This is a genomic window from Pseudomonas sp. GW821-FHT02C04 (assembly GCF_059421845.1).
The window spans coordinates 140,944-159,509 of record NZ_JBWKVT010000009.1 but is presented as its reverse complement, the minus strand read 5'-3'; the positions used below and the strand labels follow the sequence as shown (position 1 = coordinate 159,509).

The window sequence follows — 18,566 nt, the reverse complement described above, 5'->3', positions numbered from 1 at the left end:
GCTATTTTTAGTGAGCAGGATGCCGGGATTTCACTAAGTCCGTTTGTATTAGACGAGTAAAAGCTCTCGCCGGCGGGTGGGTGATCGCCTTTTTGCCTGGTTTCAGGATAAGGAGCTGTGGCGGTGTCACAACACCTCTCCCGATCAAGGGCAAACAAGGACAGAGCTCCGTCGGAAGACGGATGGTTTTGTTCACCCCGCTTCCTGTACGACGGTACAAATCAGAAACTATTTAGCCAGGCCAGGGGATTGTCTGCAATGGGTTATATCAAGGAGCACTGGGGCTATTGACCGGTGCAGGTGCGTATCCGGGTGTCGATTGTTTAAGGGCGCTGGCGGTTGCGCTTGTAGTTCTTTTCCACTTTCATTTTTTTCTGTCGGCTGGATAGGCGTAGACATTTTTTTGTACTGAGTGGTTTTTTGATCGGTGGAATAATTCTCGATAAAATAGCATCGGGTCGTTTCGATTTTGTCGAGTTCTACAAGAAGAGAGCTTTACGAATACTTCCAGTTTATTATTTTTCTATGCTTTTATGTTTTGTATTGAAAGCGGGTGGGGTGTTCGATTTTATAGCTTTGAAAAGCATGCTTTCGGGGATGTTGTTTCTGCAAACTACGGGCCTTACTTCTTTCCGGGCTACTTCAATATCAATGATGCGTACATTCCCGGCGGCTCATGGAGTCTGGTCATTGAGGAAATGTTCTACTTGATTGCCCCGCTGGCGATTGTTGTGGTGTCTTACCTTTCAGGTAAGAGGCCATGGTTGATGCCAGTTACACTGGTTGTTGCTTTTCTTTCAGGTATGGCAGTACGAGCTGCGATGACATCGGGTTTTGCACCCGACGATTCCAGTTGGTATTTCGCAAGCTTCATTCAATTCCATTCCGGTATGACAAACTGGTGGTCGGTGTCCCGACGGCGGCTTACCTGAGATTTGCTACTGACGTCAGATCGCAATCGGTGTGGTGGCTCTCGGCTGTCGTACCCGCTTTACCTGGTTCATATACTGTTCTTCGAGACAACTAATAGATATCTCAATGACGGACTGCTCAAGTGGTTGTCTGATATGTTTACCAATCACGGATTGTCTATAATCCGGATAGCAATCTGTGTTTTTCTTTCTTATCTTGTTTCCTTGTTGGTGGAATATCCATTTATCAGGATGTACAAGAAGAAAGATAACAAGGGGGTAAGCAAGGAGGGAATGGAAGTGGCTCCCGTGTAAGCCGGTTTCTAGTCTTTGACATGCTGCTTATAGAGCAGTGTGTGGTCGAAGCGGATTGCGACTTGTATGGGAGACTTGGCCGGGAAGGATGAATCTCCTCCTCGGCCAAGCTACCTTGAGATGCCAAGGGTTTACGCGGTTCTTGACAGGATTTCGATCATGGCTTCTTGAATGCCTGCTTTTCGAAGTCTGTTTTTATAGGCATCGATATCATAATTTGCTCTGAAGAACTCTACAGTTCTTGAGTGCGCATCGATAGACGCGTAGCACGCACCGGGAATTCTGTCCCTGGCCTGGCCTACAGAACCCGGGTTGACGATGATTCCGCTTCCGGCTGGCCGTTGCATTGGATGGTGCGTGTGTCCGAGCACCAGGTAGTCCATTGCGTCGGGCCAGGCAAAGCCTATCTCCGTATCCTTATAGATGTACTCTTCAGCGTTATGTGGGCTTCCGTGCGCTACATACAGGGCTGTATCGACAGGCGTGGTTTTTTCATCGGTTGAAAAGCGCAGTTCCAGAGCGTCCGGGAGTGATGAAAGCCATTCCAGATTCTCGTCGGTCAGCGATTCTCGTGTGCTCTGTATTCTGTACTTCGATTCTCGGCTGTCGGAATAGCTGAGCTCGCCCAGTACGTATTTGTCATGATTGCCTTTGATGCAATGTACTTTGCGTTCTCGCAGTAACTGGCAAACCTCGTTCGGCTCGGTGTAGTAGCCCAGGAGGTCGCCAGCGCAAACGATATCCGCCGAGGGCGGTATTGAGTCCAATACCGCTTGCAGGGCGGGGAGGTTGGCGTGTACATCGGCAATGATGTACACGGGCTCTCCACGATAAGGTAACAGCAAGGGGAGGCTGCTCATTATTCGAAGTACAGCTCTTCGTAGTAACGCAGGAATCGGCCAGACTGTGCAATCTTCCAGCCGTTGAAAGGTTCTTGCTTAACGATGTTGTATACAAAGGCTGCGCACGAGTTGTAGCCGTAGTATGCCTTGGAGGCCTCGGTTGAACTCAAGCGACCATTGATTTCAAACAAAACGGGACCGGTTTCGGTCTGGATCAACTGAACGTTGAAGTGGCCAAAGTCCAAGCCCTCTTCAATCAGTGCCTTGCCGATATTATTCAGATAAGAGGAAATGCTTTCATCCAGAACGATTTCACCATAGGAGGTGGCGCCGTCCGGCGTCAGTGTTCTCTTGAAAATGATATGGTTGATTTCTTTGGTGTAACGGTCAACGTAGCAACCGCAAGTGTACTCGTTGCCTGTCAACAGTTCTTGAACCAGGAAGGAGTCAACTTTGATGTTTTCTTCCGCGATCAGCTTCTTGGCTTCAGCAAGCCCGGAAACCTTATAGATGCTGCGAGAAGAGGAGCTATGGTTCGGTTTGATTACAATCGGGCCGGAGATGTTGCCGGACTCCAGGTACTCACTCAGCGAGCTGGTCTTTGGAACTCTGATGCCATGTCGCTCCAGCACGGCTGACGTGGAGACCTTGTCCATGCAGATGTCAGTGATGCTTGAGGAGAGCGTTGCGGCTCGCAGTGTTTCATCGCGATAGTTGGCGACCGCCGCCAGCTCGTGCTGGGTGCCGGAGAACACAATTTGAATGTCGTGCTCTTTTACATAGTTTCGCAGGTGGCTGTGATACTCAGGGGATGCCGCCAGAGGAAATATAGGCGTCTTGACTACAGGTGCTGAGGGCAGGGAAAAAAAGCGCCCGGCACCCAGCTCTTCACTGTTGGCGAAGTGGATGTTCAGAGGCTCGCCAAAATCGTGAAATGCCAAGGCCTTGTAAATGCTCTGTCCCATTACAGAGCCCGCACCGGTAATCAGAATATTCATGTTCTATGTTAAACCTGTAAATTGATTTCTTCGACATAGCCAGCGAAAGCACTTTTGAAAGAGCTCCACTGAGGGGCATAGCCTGGCAGGATTGTCGGCTGCATGGTTCTGACGTCAAAAGCCGACAGATCATTTTCTATGTGTTTGTTGATGACTTCCAGCCCGGTCATTTCGGCGGCCAGCGCCACGATTTCGGCAATGCTGGCAGAGTCGGCGTAGCCAGTGTTCAGAGCGCGTGTTGTCGATGCCAGATCAAATCCGTCTGTCGCAATCCATTTCAATAATTGGACCAGTTCAGTGATGTGGACATACGTGCGTCTTTTGAGGCCTGCACCGTACTGAGCGAGACTGCTCTTCTGGCGGATGCCTTGCTCGATTGCCTTGAAGAAGTTTCCGTGTTTCTGGCCTACGCCAAAGACATCGGCAATTCTTACCGAGACAAAGGGGGCTCTGATCAGATCTTCGAACAGTTTTTCGCCGAAGACCTTGGAGGCAGAGTAGTAATCGTTGCAGCGCAGCTTGTCGCCAGTGCGGCAGTTCAAGGCGTAGGGGTAGACGTTGTTGGTGGAAGCGTAGATCAAGCCACGATGTTTTTCGTTGACCTGTTCCAGTACCAGCGTGTCGATGAGGGTGTTTTCAGAAAGTGCGCTGCTTGTATTGTTCATGTTTGCCGCAAGATGAACAATCAATGAGCCAGCTGGAAGTTGAGTAAAGTCAGTCTCAACAAAATCTGGAGTCTCGAAAGACTCCAGAAATTTGCTTCCGACATATCCGGTTGATCCGGTTACCGCAATGCGGTAACCGGCTGAATATTTGCATCGGAGATTCATGGTCAGAGACCCGCTTGGACTACTTTCTTCAGCGTCTCTACGATGAACTCTACGTCATTCTTGGTGACGCCCATGTGCATCGGCAGAGAGATCAGCTCATTGCTGGCCTTGTGTGCGGCAGGGCATTTGCCGGCACCCGAGCTGTACAGGCGGTATTCGGTGTTGTCGCGATAGTGCACGCCTGGGTAGATCTCGTGCTCATTCATGGCCATCAGTACTTCATCGCGTTTTGCAACACGAACCTGGAACAGGTGGCGGGACGATTCGCAGCCTGGCGAAACCAGAACAGGCTCGATCAGTGTTTCGCCTTCCAGGGCTTCCAGGTACCAGTCGGCCAGTTGGCGGCGATAGGCGTTGTCGCGGTCAAGGTACTTCAGCGAGACCAGACCGATGGCGGCCATGATGGAGTTGCCGTGATATTTGAAGCCCAGCTCTTCCACGTCGTACTTCCATTTGTAGGCACCCTGGCTGGCGGTGCGTGCAAATGTGTCCTTGTTGATCCCGAGCCATGCCAGCTTGCGCGCACGTTCGTCGTCTTCCTTGTCACGGAAGCAGATCATCCCGGAGTCGGCAGTCGCCAGGTTTTTTACGGCCTGGAAGCTGAATACGGTGACGTCTGCGTCGTGGCCAACGTGCTTGCCGTCAACGCGGGTGCCCGCCATGTGAGCGGCGTCCAGAATGACCTTGATGTCGCGATCCTTGCACAGCTTGAGCACTTTTTCGTACTGGCCGACGTTACCGCCCAGGCCGACGAAGATGAGTGCCTTGGTCTTGTCGGTGATCTTGCTCTCTACATCGACCGGGTCAAGGCAGAGGTATTGGTCGACGTCAGCGAAAACCGGGGTGAGTTCGGCTTGGATGATCGCGTGGTTGGTCGATACGAAGGTCAGCGCCGTAGTGATGACTTCGGCATCGTCGCCCCAGCCATACTTCGTCTTCATCATGTGGAATGCCAGGTGCAGGCCAACCGTGTTGGAGCTCAGGAAATGCGCATGCGGCAGGCCTGTGTAGGTTTTCCAGGCCTCTTCCATTTCGACTGTCTTGAAGCCCAGACCGGTCCAGCCTTTTTCCAGGCATTCGCGGATGCCTTCAAGGCATTCGTCGACTCGGAAGTTTGGAACAAAAAGTTGCGTTGCCACAGTATCACCCCGCGTGATTATTCAAATATTTTTTAATAACGACATCTGGCTCACCATCTTCGACGATGCTGCCGTGATCGATCCAGATAACTCTATTGCACAGCTTGCGCAGCAAGTCGGGCTGATGGGATACGAATACCATGATGCTAGAGCTATCAATGAAATCATGCATGCGTGCCAGAGCCTTATCGATGAATTCTGCATCACCACCGGCAAAAAGTTCATCGAGAATAAGAATGTCTGGATGAACGGCAGTGGCGATAGCAAAAGCCAGGCGCATGTACATCCCTGTGGAGTAGTACTTCACAGGGGTGTCAATGAACTCGGCCAAACCCGTGAACTCAATGATCTCGGGTTCGATCTTTTTGAGCATGGACTTGCTGTAGCCGAGGATCGCGCCGTTGAGGTAGATGTTCTCACGGCCACTCAGCTCAACGTTGAAGCCTGCTCCAATTTCCAGTAGAGGGGCAATTCGGCCATTGACCGTTACAGATCCCTCTGTTGCGCAGTAAATGCCGCAAATGGCTTTCAGCAGCGTACTTTTCCCTGCTCCGTTGTGGCCCACAATCCCGATCCGGTCGCCATGAACGACCTCGAGATTGAGGTTTTTCAGTGCGCGGAATTCCGTGTATTTGCTTTTGTTGTGGCGCTTCAGCAGCCCAGCAAAGAATTCCTTCAGCGACTGTCCTTTGTCATGGTACAGGCGGAAGTTTAGATTTAGATCTTTTATCGAGATACTTGAGTTCATATCGATCACAACTTGAATACTATGTATCGATCATGCTTTTTGAATATGTATATACCCAAAAGCAAGCTGAGAATTGCCAGTGTCACAACCTTTGCATAAACATCGGGCCCGGCGAGGGAGCCTTCATAGATAGGCAGTCGGAAGATTTCGATGAACAGCGTCAGCGGGTTCAACGCAAAGATCCATCTGTAGGTATCCGGGACGAAAGAGAGCGGGTAGATGATCGGCGTCAGGTAGTAAAGGGCTTGGAGTATCACACCCACGATGTTGGGCAGGTCACGGAACGAAACGGTCGCGATGCTCAATGCCAGTCCCAGGCCTACTGCAAAGGCAAATAGCAACAGGAAGTTTATTGGCAGGATAAAGAGCGAAGCGGTAAAAGGAGCGCCGATCGCAAGGGCGATGATGAACAGGCAGATCGTGCTGAAGATAGCGTCGACCAACAGGCTTATCGAGGTGGAAATGACGAATATCTGTTTCGGTATGTGGATTTTCTTGATTAATGACTCGTTGGCCAGCAATGCCTGCATACCTTGGGCCAGGCAGTTCGAGAATAACGTGAAAGGTACGAGCCCCGAGAACAGGAAAATTGCAAATGTCTTAAGTGGCCATTTCATGATCATCGAAAATACGACAGAGGTCACGACCATGGTCAGTAGCGGGTTTAACAATGTCCAGAAAAAGCCGAGGGCGGTCCTTCTGTAACGCATTGTCAATTGTTGCCAAATCAACTGCTTGAGCACTAATTTGTATTGGAATAGTTCTTTAAAAAAAATGCTGAACACAATGTTTTATTCCGAGGCGAAAGGCCAGATTGCATGTTTCTCAAAAAGAGGTCGCCCTTGCATATGGACGGCCTGCCAAGTGCTTTGTTGATACCGTTGTGTTGAATGTTGCCCGGGTATCAAGAAAACATATCCATGTCCGCAAAAGAATCATGTCCCGAAAGCGTGGTGCATGATGCAGTTGAGTTTGATTGTTTCAGCCGCTCGCTGATAATCGCTTTTTCGGCTTTACACATGCTAGCACCTCCATTTCTTTCGGAATTCCGAATCAGCCTGCCTGGACCGCGCGACAGCATACCAGCATGTATCGATCGAATGAAGCCAGCCACCCATTTGCGCGGGGGGCGACGAGCGGTGAAAGCCATGCTGTGCCAGTGATTGGCCAGGTTTGGCTTGTGTACCGACATTGGGCTGGCTGTGTGTATTCGGGCCGGTGGTCTGTGCACTTGTCCTGCGCAGCAGCCAGGCTCGATGTGCTTGATATGTGAAGGTGTGGAGGTTCTCTCGAGGGGGCATTATCCTTGGCTGTCGTTGAAGGAGCGGCTGACCGTTCACGAAGGGCAATCATGTGCCGGTGGCACTGATCAATATCACCTGCGCTGTTGCGGGCACATGCCAAAGGAAGAGAGGGCTTCGGCGAGATCAGGTTGAAGCCTGACAGAGCATTCTCCCGGGGCTGTCTGAGCGCAGTGTTGTATCAAATTAGCCGACTTTTTCGGAGCCCGGTCGAGTATGAGTTTCTGGTGGTTTTTTATTGGCGCGGGTGTCGCATCGTTCGTGCTGACGGCCCTTTTGCGTCAATACGCGCTCGCACGCAGTCTGATGGATATTCCCAATGCCCGCAGTTCGCATTCGGTTGCGACGCCGAGGGGCGGCGGCGTTTCGATTGTGATCGTGTTTCTTCTGGGACTTTGCGTTCTGTACGGGCAATCGCTGACAAGTCTTGCCACCTTTCTCGGGATGGCGGCGGCGGGAGTCGTCATAGCGGTTATCGGGTTTATGGATGATCACGGCCACATTGCCGCTCGCTGGCGGCTTGCCGGGCATTTCTGTGCGGCAGCCTGGATGGTTTTCTGGCTTGACGGTTTCGAGACGATCAAGCTGTTCGGGCTGACCGTTCATCTGGGCTGGAGCGGTGCCGTCATTGCGGCGATCTATCTGGTGTGGATGCTCAACCTCTACAACTTCATGGACGGTATCGATGGCATCGCCAGTGTCGAGGCGATCAGTGCCTGCGTAGGGGCGTGTCTGCTTTACGTGCTTGATGGTCAGTCAGTGTTGATCTGGGTTCCGCTATTGTTGTCCCTGGCGGTGGCGGGTTTTCTGATCTGGAACTTTCCGCCCGCCAGAATTTTCATGGGCGATGCAGGCAGCGGTTTCCTGGGCATCATTTTAGGTGGTATTTCGCTGGCGGCTGCTAGTGTTGATTCCAGGTGGTTCTGGGTCTGGAACATTCTGCTGGGTGTTTTCATCGTTGATGCGACATTTACGCTGTTGCGCCGGTTGGTGCGAGGGGACAAAGTTTATGAGGCTCATCGAAGTCATGCTTACCAGTACGCTTCTCGCCTCTATGGCAAGCATCTTCCGGTGACGCTTGGGGTCTTGTTGATCAATGTATTCTGGTTACTGCCCGTGGCTTTTTCGGTCGTGTATTTTGATGTTGATGGCGCAGCGGCTCTGACGATTGCGTATGTGCCCCTGTTACTGATTGCCATCAAGTATCGCGCGGGTGAGCTGGAGCGTCCCGTCCCTACAACGTAGCGCACAATACATTTGGGTCCGGCCGTCATGAATTCCCGTAAAATGCCAATTCGTCGTCAGGGAAAGGGCCATCCGGTTGAGGTTTATGGATAAGATACGAGCGTTTTTGTTGGGGCTACCGAGGCGACAGAAGCGCCTCATCCAGGTTGCTACGGACATTATTCTGGTCTGGATGGCTTTGTGGCTGGCGTTCATCGTTCGTCTCGGGATTGACGACATGTACAACCCGCTGCGCATTCATTTCTGGCTTTTCGCTTGCGCTCCCGTCATCGCCGTTCCTCTTTTCATACGTTTTGGTATGTACCGTGCCGTGATGCGCTATTTCGGCAACGATGCGCTGATTGCAATCATCAAGGCCGTCAGCCTTTCTGCCCTGATCCTGGCGCTTGTGGTTTTCTGGTACAGCAATCATGAAGCTGTCGTCCCGCGCTCGATCATTTTCAACTATTGGTGGTTGAGCCTTGTGATCATCGGTGGGCTGCGCCTGTGCATGCGCCAGTACTTCATGGGTGACTGGTTCACCGCGGCGCAGCATGTACCGTTCGCCAGCCGGGATGATGGTCTGACCAAGGTGGCGATCTACGGTGCGGGTGTCGCAGGCAACCAGCTTGTCGCAGCATTGCGCATGGGGCGGGTCATGCGTCCTGTCGCGTTCATCGACGATGATTCCAGTATTGCCGACCGGTCTATCTCGGGTCTGCAGGTCTACAAGCCAAAACACATTCAACAGATGATCGATGTCACCGGGGCGCAGGAAATTCTCCTGGCGCTGCCTTCATCGACTCGGGCGCGTCGCAGGGAAATCCTCAATCTGCTGGAAGGCTTCCCCCTTCATGTGCGCAGCGTGCCTAATTTCACGGATCTGGCCAGTGGCCGGGTCAAGGTCGAGGATATTCAGGAGGTCGATATCGCCGACCTGCTGGGGCGTGATTCGGTGCCGGCTCAGCCGGACCTGCTCGAGCGCTGCATCCGGGGCAAGACCGTGATGGTCACCGGGGCGGGTGGATCGATCGGTTCGGAGTTGTGCCGGCAGATCTTTGTGTTGGGGCCGACTACCCTGTTGCTGTTCGAACACAGCGAATTCAATCTTTACAGCATTCTGTCCGAACTTGAGCAACGGGGATGCCGGGAGGCGGTGCGGGTGCGGTTGCTGCCCATCCTCGGTTCGATCCGTCAGCCGGAAAAGTTGCTCGATGTGATGAAAACCTGGAAGGTCGACACCGTTTACCACGCGGCGGCCTACAAGCATGTGCCGATGGTTGAACACAACATTGCCGAGGGTGTGTTGAACAACGTGATCGGTACGCTCAACACGGCGCAAGCGGCGTTGCAGTCCGGTGTTTCGAACTTTGTACTGATCTCGACCGACAAGGCTGTTCGCCCGACCAATGTCATGGGCAGTACCAAGCGTCTGGCAGAGTTGACCCTCCAGGCTCTGAGTCGGGAAGTGGCTCCGGTGCTGTTCGGCGACAAGGCCAATGTTTCCCGTGTCAACAAGACCCGCTTCACCATGGTGCGTTTTGGCAACGTGCTGGGTTCGTCCGGTTCCGTGATCCCGCTGTTTCACAGCCAGATCAAGTCCGGCGGGCCGCTGACCGTGACTCATCCGAAGATCACCCGCTACTTCATGACGATCCCGGAGGCGGCACAACTGGTGATCCAGGCAGGTTCCATGGGGCAGGGCGGTGATGTGTTCGTGCTGGATATGGGCGAGCCGGTAAGGATTGTCGAACTCGCCGAGAAAATGATTCACCTGTCGGGTTTGAGTATTCGTTCCGAGCGCAATCCTCAGGGCGACATTTCCATCGAGTTCACAGGTTTGCGTCCGGGTGAAAAGCTCTACGAAGAACTGCTGATCGGCGACAATGTTGCTGCCACGCCGCATCCGATGATCATGACGGCCAATGAGGACCACTTGCCCTGGGACGTTCTGAAGTCCCGGCTGAGTGAACTGCTCGCGGCTGTCGAAGCGGATGACTACTCCCGCGTCCGCCAGCTTCTGCGCGAAACGGTCAGCGGCTACACACCGGACGGTGAGATAGTCGACTGGATCCACCAGCAGCGCCGCCTCGAGCCCTGATTGTTTCACATCCTGTAACGGACGCATTTTTGACTTGTCCCGATCATCGCCTAAGTTTGAGGAGCAGCTTCGGAAAAGCTGCTTTCTCAATTGATGATGGAGCGTCACTTATGCGTACCGGTTATTTCTACTCCCTGATTTTTGCCCTGCTGACCAGCGCCTCGATTGCCGCAATCGCTGCGCCTGTGGCGCCGTCCGATGCGAACAAGGCCCCTCTGGTGATGGACTCGTCAGCCACTTCCGACGTCCAGAAAGTCGATCTCAACGGGGCTGATGCAGCCACCCTTCAAAAGGAGCTGGCGGGGGTTGGAGAGGCCAAGGCCAAGGCAATTGTTGCATATCGTGAAACAAACGGGCCGTTTGCATCCGTGGATGAGTTGCTTGAAGTGAAAGGCATCGGCAAAGCGATCCTGGATCGCAATCGCGACAAGCTGGAAGTCAACTAAGCTGATTGTTCAACGCCAAGGGGCCGGTCATTGACCGGCCCTTTTTGCTTTCCGGTCTTGAAGGACTGCGAAGGGGGCTGAGTGCCTTTCCGTCGGAATATATAAAATTATGGCTATCATATTGCGATGAGATTATGCCTATAATAATTTCGCTCGCCACGGAAGCTTTCCTGCTTTCAGAGGCTGCTCATTCCTCACGCATTCCAGGAGTATCGTCATGAATTCCCCGAAATCCCAAGGTACGGCGCTGGTCACTGGCGCGTCTTCCGGCATCGGTGCGGTGTATGCCGAGCGGTTGGCGGCGCGTGGTTTTGATCTGTTGCTGGTGGCTCGCGATCAGGAGCGCCTGGAGTCTGCAGCAGACAGGTTGCGGGACGCTCACGGTGTCCGCGTCGAAGTGTTGAAGGCCGATCTGACGCAAAAGGAGGAAGTGCTCAAGCTTGAGCAGCGCCTGCGCAGCGATTCCAGCATCAGCCTGCTGGTCAACAATGCGGGGGTGGCAGTCAATGGATTGCTGGCCAATGCCGATCCCGAGGTGCTGGAAAAACTGATTCAGTTGAACGTCACAACCCTGACTCGGCTGGCCGCCGCAGCCGCCGCAGCGTTCACCCGCGCCGGGCGCGGCACGATCATCAATATCGCGTCAGTGGTCGCCTTGTTCCCCGAACGTTTCAATGCCACCTACAGTGCCAGCAAGGCCTACGTGTTGAGCCTCACTCAGTCGCTCAATACGGAGCTCGAAGGCACCGGAGTCAAGGTACAAGCGGTATTGCCGGGAGTGACCCGCACTGAAATCTGGGAACGTTCCGGTTTTGATGCCAGCGGTATTCCGGCGGAGATGGTCATGGAGGCGGGCGAAATGGTCGATGCCGCGCTGTCGGGGCTGGACCAGGGCGAGCTCGTCACCATTCCTTCGCTGCCCGACGCCGGAGAGTGGCAAGCCTTCGTTGCCGCACGTCATGTGATGGCGCCCAATCTGTCCCACAGCTCGGCGGCCAGCCGATACAAGTAAAAAACTTTTGAGTCGTGAGAGGTCAACCCGATATGGATCAGCGTCGAATAGTTGTCACGGGTATGGGCCTGGTTTCGCCCTTGGGAAGCGGCGTCGAAGTTGTCTGGCAGCGCTTGCTGGCCGGGCGTTCGGGATTGCGAAACCTGCCGGAAGCGGTGGTTGCCGATCTGCCGGCCCGGGTCGGTGGTGTGGTGCCGACGATGGAAGAGGACGCCGAAGCCGGTTTCGATCCGGATCGGGCGACGCCGCCGAAAGAACAGAAGAAGATGGACCGTTTCATTCTGTTCGCCATGGAGGCTGCCCGCCAGGCGCTGGAGCAAGCTGGATGGCAACCTTCGGACGCCAATGCCCAGGAACGCACGGCCACCATCATCGGCTCCGGTGTCGGCGGCTTCGGCGCAATCGCCGATGCCGTGCGTACCACCGACAGCCGTGGCCCGCGACGCTTGTCACCGTTCACCATTCCGTCGTTTCTGGTCAACCTCGCGGCAGGCCATGTCTCGATTCAGCACGGGCTCAAAGGTCCGATTGGCGCACCGGTCACCGCGTGTGCCGCGGGTGTCCAGGCGATCGGTGACGCTGCTCGGCTGATTCGCGCCGGTGAGGCCGATATTGCGGTTTGTGGCGGTGCGGAAGCGTCTATCGATCGAGTCAGTCTCGCCGGTTTCGCAGCGGCGCGGGCGTTGTCCAGCGGCTACAACGAAACACCCGAACGAGCCTCGCGGCCGTTCGACAGCGGCAGGGACGGTTTCGTGATGGGTGAAGGCGCAGGGCTGCTGGTGATCGAATCGCTGGATCACGCATTGGCCCGTGGTGCCAGGCCACTGGCCGAACTGGTCGGTTATGGCACCAGCGCCGACGCCTATCACCTGACCGCCGGGCCGGAAGACGGCAGCGGTGCCCGGCGAGCCATGACGTTGGCGCTGGCTCAGGCCGGTATCCCGCCGGATCAGGTGCAGCATCTGAATGCACATGCGACCTCGACGCCGGTCGGCGACCTGGGTGAGCTGGCTGCAATCAAGTCGGTGTTTGGAGCGCAGAACAAAATCGCCGTGACCTCAACCAAGTCGGCCACCGGGCATTTGTTGGGCGCGGCTGGCGGTCTTGAGGCGATCTTCACGCTGCTGGCGATCCGCGACCAGGTCGTTCCGCCGACCCTCAACCTGGACAATCCCGATCCGGCCAGCGAAGGCGTGGACATTGTCCACGGTCAGGCGCGGTCGATGCCGATCGAGTACGCGCTGTCCAACGGGTTCGGATTCGGTGGGGTCAATGCGAGCGTGTTGTTCAAGCGTTGGCGGGATTAATCTTCGGAGCGTTTGAGGTGTTCGCGGGTGACGTCGAGGATCTGTTGCGCCAATCCGGCATCCGCGACGCTGCGTGAGAGCAGGAGCGCGCCCGCCAGTGTGGCCATGATGACGATGCTGCGTTCGGCCGCGTTCTCGCCTTCGAGGGTGTTCTGGATCTGATCCAGACGCGCTTTCAGCACGGCGTCGCTGGTCGGGCTCGGTTGGCCGCGCAATCCCAGTTCCGAAGAAATGGTCAGCAGCGGGCAGCCTTCATGAGGCGAGGTCTGGTGCCACTCGGACAGGTACGTATCGATGAAGGCTTCCAGCGGTTTTTCCTGGGCGAACAGTTCCTCGCACAAGCCTGCGACCTGATCGCCGGCGGCTTGCAGGGCTTTTTCGACCAGGTCGTCCTTGGATTTGAAATGCGAATAAAAGCCGCCGTGGGTCAGGCCCAGCGCTTTCATCAACGGTTGCAGTCCGGTCGCGCCGATGCCGTCCTTGCGAAACCGTTCGGACGCTTCCTTGATGATGCGCTGATGGGTCTGGGCTTTATGATCTTGCGAGTAACGCATTTAAACTCTCCGCAACAAGAGCACCATCTTAACCAATGAGAATTGAATGGTGACTGTACTTCTACTTCTAAAAAGCCTGCCGATGAATCCAACATGTTCGTAACAGCCATCAACGGTTGGCACGGATAGTGGTTGCAGCTCACAAAGTTGCCATCACCGAAGGAGCAGGAGAACCATGTACAAAGACTATCCGGCGGCCTATCAGGTCAGTAAGGGTTCGGCGTTGCAGGTCAATACGGCGTTCTACGAGCGGATTCGCGACCAGAAGGGGGCGCGGACCCTGATCGAGCAATTCGAAGTGCCGATCCGTACCGGCCGCGCCTGGCACGTTCCGGCGGGGCATGTGTTTCGTGTCACCACACCAGTGGGGCCGCAGGTGGGCGACTTCAATGTGTGGAATGCCCACGATCCGCGCGAACGGATGTGGGCGGCGCGGACCCGGCAACTGCAGGGCGCGCATGTCAGCACCCACGATCGCCTCTGGTCGAACCTGCCTTTTCTGCGGCCACTGGTAACTATCACCGATGACAGCCTGGCCGGTTATGGCATCGACGAGCATGGCGGTCGCCTGCACGATTTGCTCGGTACGCGCTGCGATCCCTATGTGAACAAGATGCTCACCGGCGAAGACTTTCATCATCATTGCCATTCCAACCTGACCCGCGCCGTACTACCGCACGGTCTGACCGAATTCGATGTGCATGACGTGCTCAATATCTTCCAGTGCACGGGCCTGAACCACGATGACCTGTACTTCATGAAAGCCTGTCCGGCGCAGAAGGGCGACTATCTCGAGTTCTTCGCGGAAATCGACTTGCTGTGTGCATTGTCGACGTGCCCTGGCGGTGATCTGTCGCTGGCGATGTGGGGGCCGGATGCACAGGATCCCCTGACCGTGTGCCGTCCGCTCGGTGTGGAAATCTATCGTCTGGACGATACGCTGCTCGAAGGCTGGAGCCAGCCGGAACGTGCGGCGTACAAAGGCCTGCATGGCTTGCACATTGCCAAGGCTGACTGGGAAAAGTAACCGCGATAAAAAAACAAACCCCGCCGATTCAGGCGGGGTTTTTCGTTCAGCGGTCCTGCGCGTCCTTGACGTCCGCTTCGGCATTGCGCTCGGCAACGCGTTGACGTTGTTCTTCGGTCAGTTCGACCTTGTTGGCGGTGTCACGCAGCATCATCAGACCCCCCACGATCGAGCCGATTGCAACGACCAGAATCAACCAGGCATACCAGGGCATAGCGGCTCTCCTTAATGGCAGGTCGCCAGGCGAGGATTTCGCCGGGCGATGCTGCTTACCACGTTTGAGCGATGGAAAATCGCAGTGGTTCCATTCTAGGCCGGTTATGCCCGGTACACCCGCACAGCTTCTATTGACCGGTCAGCATCGCATCGGCCGGCGCGTTCGCACGCAACTGGCCGGTGAGCAGGAAATAGCCGAATCCGACCGCCATGAAACCGAGGAAGATCAGCCCGATCAGTGCATTGAACCAGGCCATCGCCACCAGGCACACCACCGCCAGCACCAGCGCGATGAACGGGATCAGCGGGTAGCACGGCGCACGGAAAGTCCGCTCAAGATTCGGTTCGCTTTTGCGCAGCTTGAACAGACTGAGCATGCTCATGATGTACATCACGATGGCGCCGAACACGGCCATGGTGATCATTGCGGCGGTGAGGGTCATGCCGCCGAGGTTGATCAGACCGTCGCTGTAAATGGCGGCAATGCCGATGATTCCGCCGGCGATGATCGCCCGGTGCGGCGTCTGGAAACGCGACAGTTTCGCCAGCGAGGCGGGCAGGTAACCGGCGCGGGCGAGGGCGAAGAACTGCCGCGAGTAACCAAGAATGATCCCGTGGAAACTCGCCACCAGCCCGAACAGGCCGATCCACACCAGCATGTGCAACCAGCCGGAATTATCGCCGACCACTGCTTTCATCGCCTGCGGCAACGGATCGTTGATGTTCGACAGGGTGCGCCAGTCGCCGACGCCGCCAGCAAAGAACATCACGCCCATCGCCAGCAGCACCAATGTCAGGATGCCGCTGATGTAGGCCTTGGGAATCGTGCGTTTCGGATCCTTGGCTTCTTCGGCGGCCATGGCCGCGCCTTCGATGGCAAGGAAGAACCAGATCGCAAACGGAATCGCCGCGAACATCCCGGCAATTGCCGGTGCGCCGAACACGTCCGAGCCGGCCCAGCCATTGAGCGCGAAGTTGCTGAAGCTGAAGGCCGGTGCAACCACGCCCATGAACACCAGCAACTCGGCGACGGCCAGCACGCAGACGATCAACTCGAAGGTCGCTGCCAGTTTCACACCGAGGATGTTCAGCCCCATGAAGACGATGTAAGCGCCGACCGCTGCGTGTTTCGGATCGAGGGCCGGAAACTGCACGTTCAGATAGGCGCCGATTGCCAACGCAATCGCGGGCGGGGCGAAGACGAATTCGATCAGCGTCGCCAGGCCTGCGATCAATCCGCCTTTTTCACCGAACGCCCGGCGACTGTAGGCGAACGGCCCGCCTGCGTGAGGAATCGCCGTTGTCAGTTCGGTGAAGCTGAAAATGAAGCAGGTGTACATGGTCGCGACCATGAATGACGTCACCAGAAAGCCGAGTGTCCCCGCGACGCCCCAGCCGTAACTCCAGCCAAAGTACTCCCCGGAAATCACCAGCCCCACCGCAATGCCCCACAGGTGCAACGTGCCCAGCGTGGGTTTGAGTTGTGTGTTCATGCGTTTGCTCCCTGAACGGTTTTGAAAGCTCGGGGGAGGGCGTGTGCAGTGGGCGTGCCATTTTGTATTAGCGGGTCGCAATGGGCTGAAAGCTGTCGTATCGGGGATGTTCGCGACTCGATAGCCACATTTCTGTGCGCCAGTCAGGTGCGCCGCCCACCAGATACCGTCGTAAAGAAGGCATAAACCCACTCTTTACGCATTCTTTATGCCCCGCCCGCACCCTCGGTCTCGTTCCTTTACAGCCTCCTTTCCGACAATGCCTCCACACGCGGCAATACGCCGTAACACGGAGATCTTCCATGAGCGTTCTGGACGGGGTGTCCCTGCTGCTGGCAGCGGGGCTGTTCATTTATCTGTTGGTTGCGCTGTTGCGCGCGGACCGGAACTAGGAGCGGCTATGCACAGTTATGACTATTGGCAGATCCTCGCGTTTTTCGCGTTGGTGTTGCTGCCGGCGCCGTTCCTCGGGCGCTTCTACTACAAGGTGATGGAAGGTCAGCGCACCTGGCTGACGCCGATTCTCGGCCCGGTCGAGTGCGGCTGTTATCGCGTGGCCGGGGTCAATCCGCAGGACGAACAGAGCTGGCAGAAGTACACGCTGGCGCTGCTGGCGTTCAACCTCGCGGGTTTCCTGCTGTTGTTCGCGATCCTGCTGTTCCAGGATCACCTGCCGCTGAACCCGCAAAACCTGCCGGGTCAGGAGTGGACGCAAGCGTTCAACACCGCCGTCAGTTTCATGACCAACACCAACTGGCAGTCCTACAGCGGCGAAGCGACCCTCAGCTACCTGAGCCAGATGGTCGGCCTCACCGTGCAGAACTTCGTCAGCGCCGCCACCGGCCTCGCGGTACTGGTTGCGCTGTGCCGTGGCATCGGTCGCAAATCGACCAAGACCCTCGGTAACTTCTGGGTCGACATGACCCGCGCCACCCTCTACGGTCTGCTGCCGCTGTGTCTGCTGCTGGCGCTGTATCTGGTGTGGCAGGGCGTCCCGCAGACCTTCGCGCAATATGTAAATGCGGTGACGATGCAAGGCGTCGATCAAGTGATCCCGCTGGGCCCGGCGGCCAGCCAGATTGCGATCAAGCAACTGGGCACCAACGGCGGCGGTTTCTTCGGCGTCAACTCGGCGCATCCGTTCGAGAACCCGACCGCGTGGAGCAACCTGTTCGAAGTCACCTCGATCATTCTGATCCCGGTGGCGCTGGTGTTCACTTTCGGCCACTACGTCAAGGACCTGCGTCAGAGCCGCGCCATCATCGGCTGCATGCTCGCCCTGTTCCTCATCGGCGGCGCTACTTCGCTGTGGGCCGAGTATCAGCCGAACCCTGCGCTGAACAACGTGGCCGTCGAACAGACTGCACCGCTGGAAGGCAAGGAAGTGCGCTTCGGCACCACCGCCACTGTGCTGTGGTCGGTGACCACCACTGCGGCGTCGAACGGTTCGGTCAACGGCATGCATGACAGCCTCAACCCGCTCAGCGGCATGGTCGCGCTGGTCAACATGATGGTCGGCGAGGTGATCTTCGGCGGCGTCGGTGCCGGGCTCTACGGCATGTTGCTGAACGTGCTGATCGCGGTGTTCCTCGCCGGCCTGATGATCGGTCGCACCCCGGAATACCTCGGCAAGAAACTCCAGGCCCGCGAAGTGCAACTGCTGGTCGTGACCTTGCTGGTGATGCCGGTCGGCGTGCTGGTACTGGGCGCGATCGCCGCTGCACTGCCTGGCCCGGCGGCGACTATCAGCAACCCCGGCCCCCATGGTTTCAGCCAGTTGCTGTACGCCTACACCTCGGCCAGTGCCAACAACGGTTCGGCGTTCGGTGGCCTGAGTGCCAACACCCCGTTCCACAACTTGATGCTCGGCCTGGGCATGTTGATCGGTCGCTTCGGTTACATCCTCCCGGTTCTGGCCCTGGCCGGCAGCCTGGCGATGAAGAAAACCGCCCCGATTGGCCAGAACAGCTTCCCGACCCACGGCCCGCTGTTCGTGACCCTGTTGACCGTGACCATTTTGCTGGTGGGCGGCCTGACCTTCTTGCCGACCCTGGCGCTCGGCCCGATTGCCGAACACCTGAGCATGGGCTTCTAAGGAATCC

18 protein-coding genes are annotated in these 18,566 nt (G+C 56.2%); 9 read left to right on the top strand and 9 right to left on the bottom strand.

Annotation, left to right across the window (positions count from 1 at the left end):
* Nucleotides 1-533 precede the first annotated feature (533 nt).
* Complete coding sequence (locus AC07VV_RS26530) at nucleotides 534-932, top strand: hypothetical protein (protein ID WP_495037937.1); 399 nt, start codon at nucleotides 534-536, stop codon at nucleotides 930-932.
* Nucleotides 933-1,357: 425 nt separating this feature from the next.
* Here the strand turns inward: AC07VV_RS26530 and AC07VV_RS26525 are convergent, their stop codons facing one another.
* The 6 genes from AC07VV_RS26525 to AC07VV_RS26500 are packed head-to-tail and all read right to left on the bottom strand — an operon-like array spanning nucleotide 1,358 to nucleotide 6,568.
* A complete protein-coding gene (locus AC07VV_RS26525) occupies nucleotides 1,358-2,044 on the bottom strand; it encodes a metallophosphoesterase family protein (RefSeq protein ID WP_495037936.1) in 687 nt (228 codons plus the stop codon).
* 41 nt (nucleotides 2,045-2,085) lie between these two features.
* Complete coding sequence (locus AC07VV_RS26520; RefSeq protein ID WP_096821033.1) at nucleotides 2,086-3,066, bottom strand: ATP-grasp domain-containing protein; 981 nt, start codon at nucleotides 3,064-3,066, stop codon at nucleotides 2,086-2,088.
* Between the two features lie 8 nt (nucleotides 3,067-3,074).
* Entirely contained in the window at nucleotides 3,075-3,896 is an 822-nt protein-coding gene (locus tag AC07VV_RS26515; protein WP_495037935.1) for an NAD-dependent epimerase/dehydratase family protein, read from the bottom strand.
* 2 nt (nucleotides 3,897-3,898) lie between these two features.
* Entirely contained in the window at nucleotides 3,899-5,035 is a 1,137-nt protein-coding gene (locus AC07VV_RS26510) for a DegT/DnrJ/EryC1/StrS family aminotransferase (RefSeq protein ID WP_495037934.1), read from the bottom strand.
* A 4-nt stretch (nucleotides 5,036-5,039) separates the two neighbouring features.
* Nucleotides 5,040-5,783, bottom strand: a complete 744-nt coding sequence (locus AC07VV_RS26505) for an ABC transporter ATP-binding protein (RefSeq protein WP_176504855.1) — start codon at nucleotides 5,781-5,783, stop codon at nucleotides 5,040-5,042.
* 5 nt (nucleotides 5,784-5,788) lie between these two features.
* Nucleotides 5,789-6,568, bottom strand: a complete 780-nt coding sequence (locus tag AC07VV_RS26500) for an ABC transporter permease (RefSeq protein WP_096821037.1) — start codon at nucleotides 6,566-6,568, stop codon at nucleotides 5,789-5,791.
* A gap of 732 nt (nucleotides 6,569-7,300) precedes the next feature.
* Here AC07VV_RS26500 and AC07VV_RS26495 point away from each other — a divergent pair.
* The 5 genes from AC07VV_RS26495 (at nucleotide 7,301) to fabF (ending at nucleotide 13,174) form a co-directional block, all read left to right on the top strand.
* Complete coding sequence (locus AC07VV_RS26495) at nucleotides 7,301-8,329, top strand: MraY family glycosyltransferase (RefSeq protein ID WP_495037933.1); 1,029 nt, start codon at nucleotides 7,301-7,303, stop codon at nucleotides 8,327-8,329.
* A gap of 85 nt (nucleotides 8,330-8,414) precedes the next feature.
* Nucleotides 8,415-10,409: a polysaccharide biosynthesis protein gene (locus tag AC07VV_RS26490; protein WP_495037932.1), complete on the top strand. Its 1,995-nt coding sequence runs from the start codon at nucleotides 8,415-8,417 to the stop codon at nucleotides 10,407-10,409.
* Nucleotides 10,410-10,519: 110 nt separating this feature from the next.
* Nucleotides 10,520-10,855: a ComEA family DNA-binding protein gene (locus AC07VV_RS26485; RefSeq protein WP_495037931.1), complete on the top strand. Its 336-nt coding sequence runs from the start codon at nucleotides 10,520-10,522 to the stop codon at nucleotides 10,853-10,855.
* Between the two features lie 217 nt (nucleotides 10,856-11,072).
* The gene (locus tag AC07VV_RS26480) at nucleotides 11,073-11,867 is read left to right on the top strand and encodes an SDR family NAD(P)-dependent oxidoreductase (RefSeq protein WP_495037930.1); all 795 of its coding nucleotides are present in this window, start codon (nucleotides 11,073-11,075) and stop codon (nucleotides 11,865-11,867) included.
* 32 nt (nucleotides 11,868-11,899) lie between these two features.
* Nucleotides 11,900-13,174 (top strand): beta-ketoacyl-ACP synthase II, encoded by a 1,275-nt coding sequence (fabF, locus tag AC07VV_RS26475; RefSeq protein WP_495037929.1) that lies wholly within the window; start codon nucleotides 11,900-11,902, stop codon nucleotides 13,172-13,174.
* On the opposite strand, the gene AC07VV_RS26470 is transcribed toward fabF, so the two are convergent.
* Entirely contained in the window at nucleotides 13,171-13,728 is a 558-nt protein-coding gene (locus AC07VV_RS26470) for a TetR/AcrR family transcriptional regulator (RefSeq protein ID WP_495037928.1), read from the bottom strand. The two genes, fabF and AC07VV_RS26470, sit on opposite strands and share 4 nt — an antisense overlap.
* Nucleotides 13,729-13,903: 175 nt before the next feature.
* On the opposite strand from AC07VV_RS26470, the gene AC07VV_RS26465 reads away from it, so the two are divergent.
* Complete coding sequence (locus AC07VV_RS26465) at nucleotides 13,904-14,755, top strand: urea carboxylase-associated family protein (RefSeq protein WP_495037927.1); 852 nt, start codon at nucleotides 13,904-13,906, stop codon at nucleotides 14,753-14,755.
* A gap of 46 nt (nucleotides 14,756-14,801) precedes the next feature.
* On the opposite strand, the gene AC07VV_RS26460 is transcribed toward AC07VV_RS26465, so the two are convergent.
* Both AC07VV_RS26460 and eat read right to left on the bottom strand, forming a co-directional pair.
* Entirely contained in the window at nucleotides 14,802-14,969 is a 168-nt protein-coding gene (locus AC07VV_RS26460; RefSeq protein ID WP_096821045.1) for a DUF2897 family protein, read from the bottom strand.
* A 130-nt stretch (nucleotides 14,970-15,099) separates the two neighbouring features.
* Nucleotides 15,100-16,464: an ethanolamine permease gene (gene eat / locus AC07VV_RS26455; protein ID WP_249482877.1), complete on the bottom strand. Its 1,365-nt coding sequence runs from the start codon at nucleotides 16,462-16,464 to the stop codon at nucleotides 15,100-15,102.
* A 302-nt stretch (nucleotides 16,465-16,766) separates the two neighbouring features.
* Between eat and kdpF the strand changes: the two genes are divergently transcribed.
* Together kdpF and kdpA are read left to right on the top strand one after the other, a co-directional pair.
* Nucleotides 16,767-16,856 (top strand): K(+)-transporting ATPase subunit F, encoded by a 90-nt coding sequence (gene kdpF / locus AC07VV_RS26450; protein ID WP_007963673.1) that lies wholly within the window; start codon nucleotides 16,767-16,769, stop codon nucleotides 16,854-16,856.
* Nucleotides 16,857-16,864: 8 nt separating this feature from the next.
* Nucleotides 16,865-18,559, top strand: a complete 1,695-nt coding sequence (kdpA, locus tag AC07VV_RS26445) for a potassium-transporting ATPase subunit KdpA (RefSeq protein WP_495037926.1) — start codon at nucleotides 16,865-16,867, stop codon at nucleotides 18,557-18,559.
* Nucleotides 18,560-18,566: the final 7 nt, after the last annotated feature.

What these genes read in the sequence shown, in the direction of transcription:
- AC07VV_RS26485 (WP_495037931.1), top strand. Translation starts at nt 10,520, where the DNA reads ATGCGTACCGGTTATTTCTACTCCCTGATTTTTGCCCTGCTGACCAGC.
- AC07VV_RS26530 (WP_495037937.1), top strand. Translation starts at nt 534, where the DNA reads ATGTTTTGTATTGAAAGCGGGTGGGGTGTTCGATTTTATAGCTTTGAA.
- AC07VV_RS26480 (WP_495037930.1), top strand. Translation starts at nt 11,073, where the DNA reads ATGAATTCCCCGAAATCCCAAGGTACGGCGCTGGTCACTGGCGCGTCT.
- fabF (WP_495037929.1), top strand. Translation starts at nt 11,900, where the DNA reads ATGGATCAGCGTCGAATAGTTGTCACGGGTATGGGCCTGGTTTCGCCC.
- AC07VV_RS26490 (WP_495037932.1), top strand. Translation starts at nt 8,415, where the DNA reads ATGGATAAGATACGAGCGTTTTTGTTGGGGCTACCGAGGCGACAGAAG.
- kdpA (WP_495037926.1), top strand. Translation starts at nt 16,865, where the DNA reads ATGCACAGTTATGACTATTGGCAGATCCTCGCGTTTTTCGCGTTGGTG.
- AC07VV_RS26520 (WP_096821033.1), bottom strand. Translation starts at nt 3,066, where the DNA reads ATGAATATTCTGATTACCGGTGCGGGCTCTGTAATGGGACAGAGCATT.
- AC07VV_RS26460 (WP_096821045.1), bottom strand. Translation starts at nt 14,969, where the DNA reads ATGCCCTGGTATGCCTGGTTGATTCTGGTCGTTGCAATCGGCTCGATC.
- AC07VV_RS26465 (WP_495037927.1), top strand. Translation starts at nt 13,904, where the DNA reads ATGTACAAAGACTATCCGGCGGCCTATCAGGTCAGTAAGGGTTCGGCG.
- AC07VV_RS26495 (WP_495037933.1), top strand. Translation starts at nt 7,301, where the DNA reads ATGAGTTTCTGGTGGTTTTTTATTGGCGCGGGTGTCGCATCGTTCGTG.
- kdpF (WP_007963673.1), top strand. Translation starts at nt 16,767, where the DNA reads ATGAGCGTTCTGGACGGGGTGTCCCTGCTGCTGGCAGCGGGGCTGTTC.
- AC07VV_RS26470 (WP_495037928.1), bottom strand. Translation starts at nt 13,728, where the DNA reads ATGCGTTACTCGCAAGATCATAAAGCCCAGACCCATCAGCGCATCATC.
- AC07VV_RS26515 (WP_495037935.1), bottom strand. Translation starts at nt 3,896, where the DNA reads ATGAATCTCCGATGCAAATATTCAGCCGGTTACCGCATTGCGGTAACC.
- eat (WP_249482877.1), bottom strand. Translation starts at nt 16,464, where the DNA reads ATGAACACACAACTCAAACCCACGCTGGGCACGTTGCACCTGTGGGGC.
- AC07VV_RS26505 (WP_176504855.1), bottom strand. Translation starts at nt 5,783, where the DNA reads ATGAACTCAAGTATCTCGATAAAAGATCTAAATCTAAACTTCCGCCTG.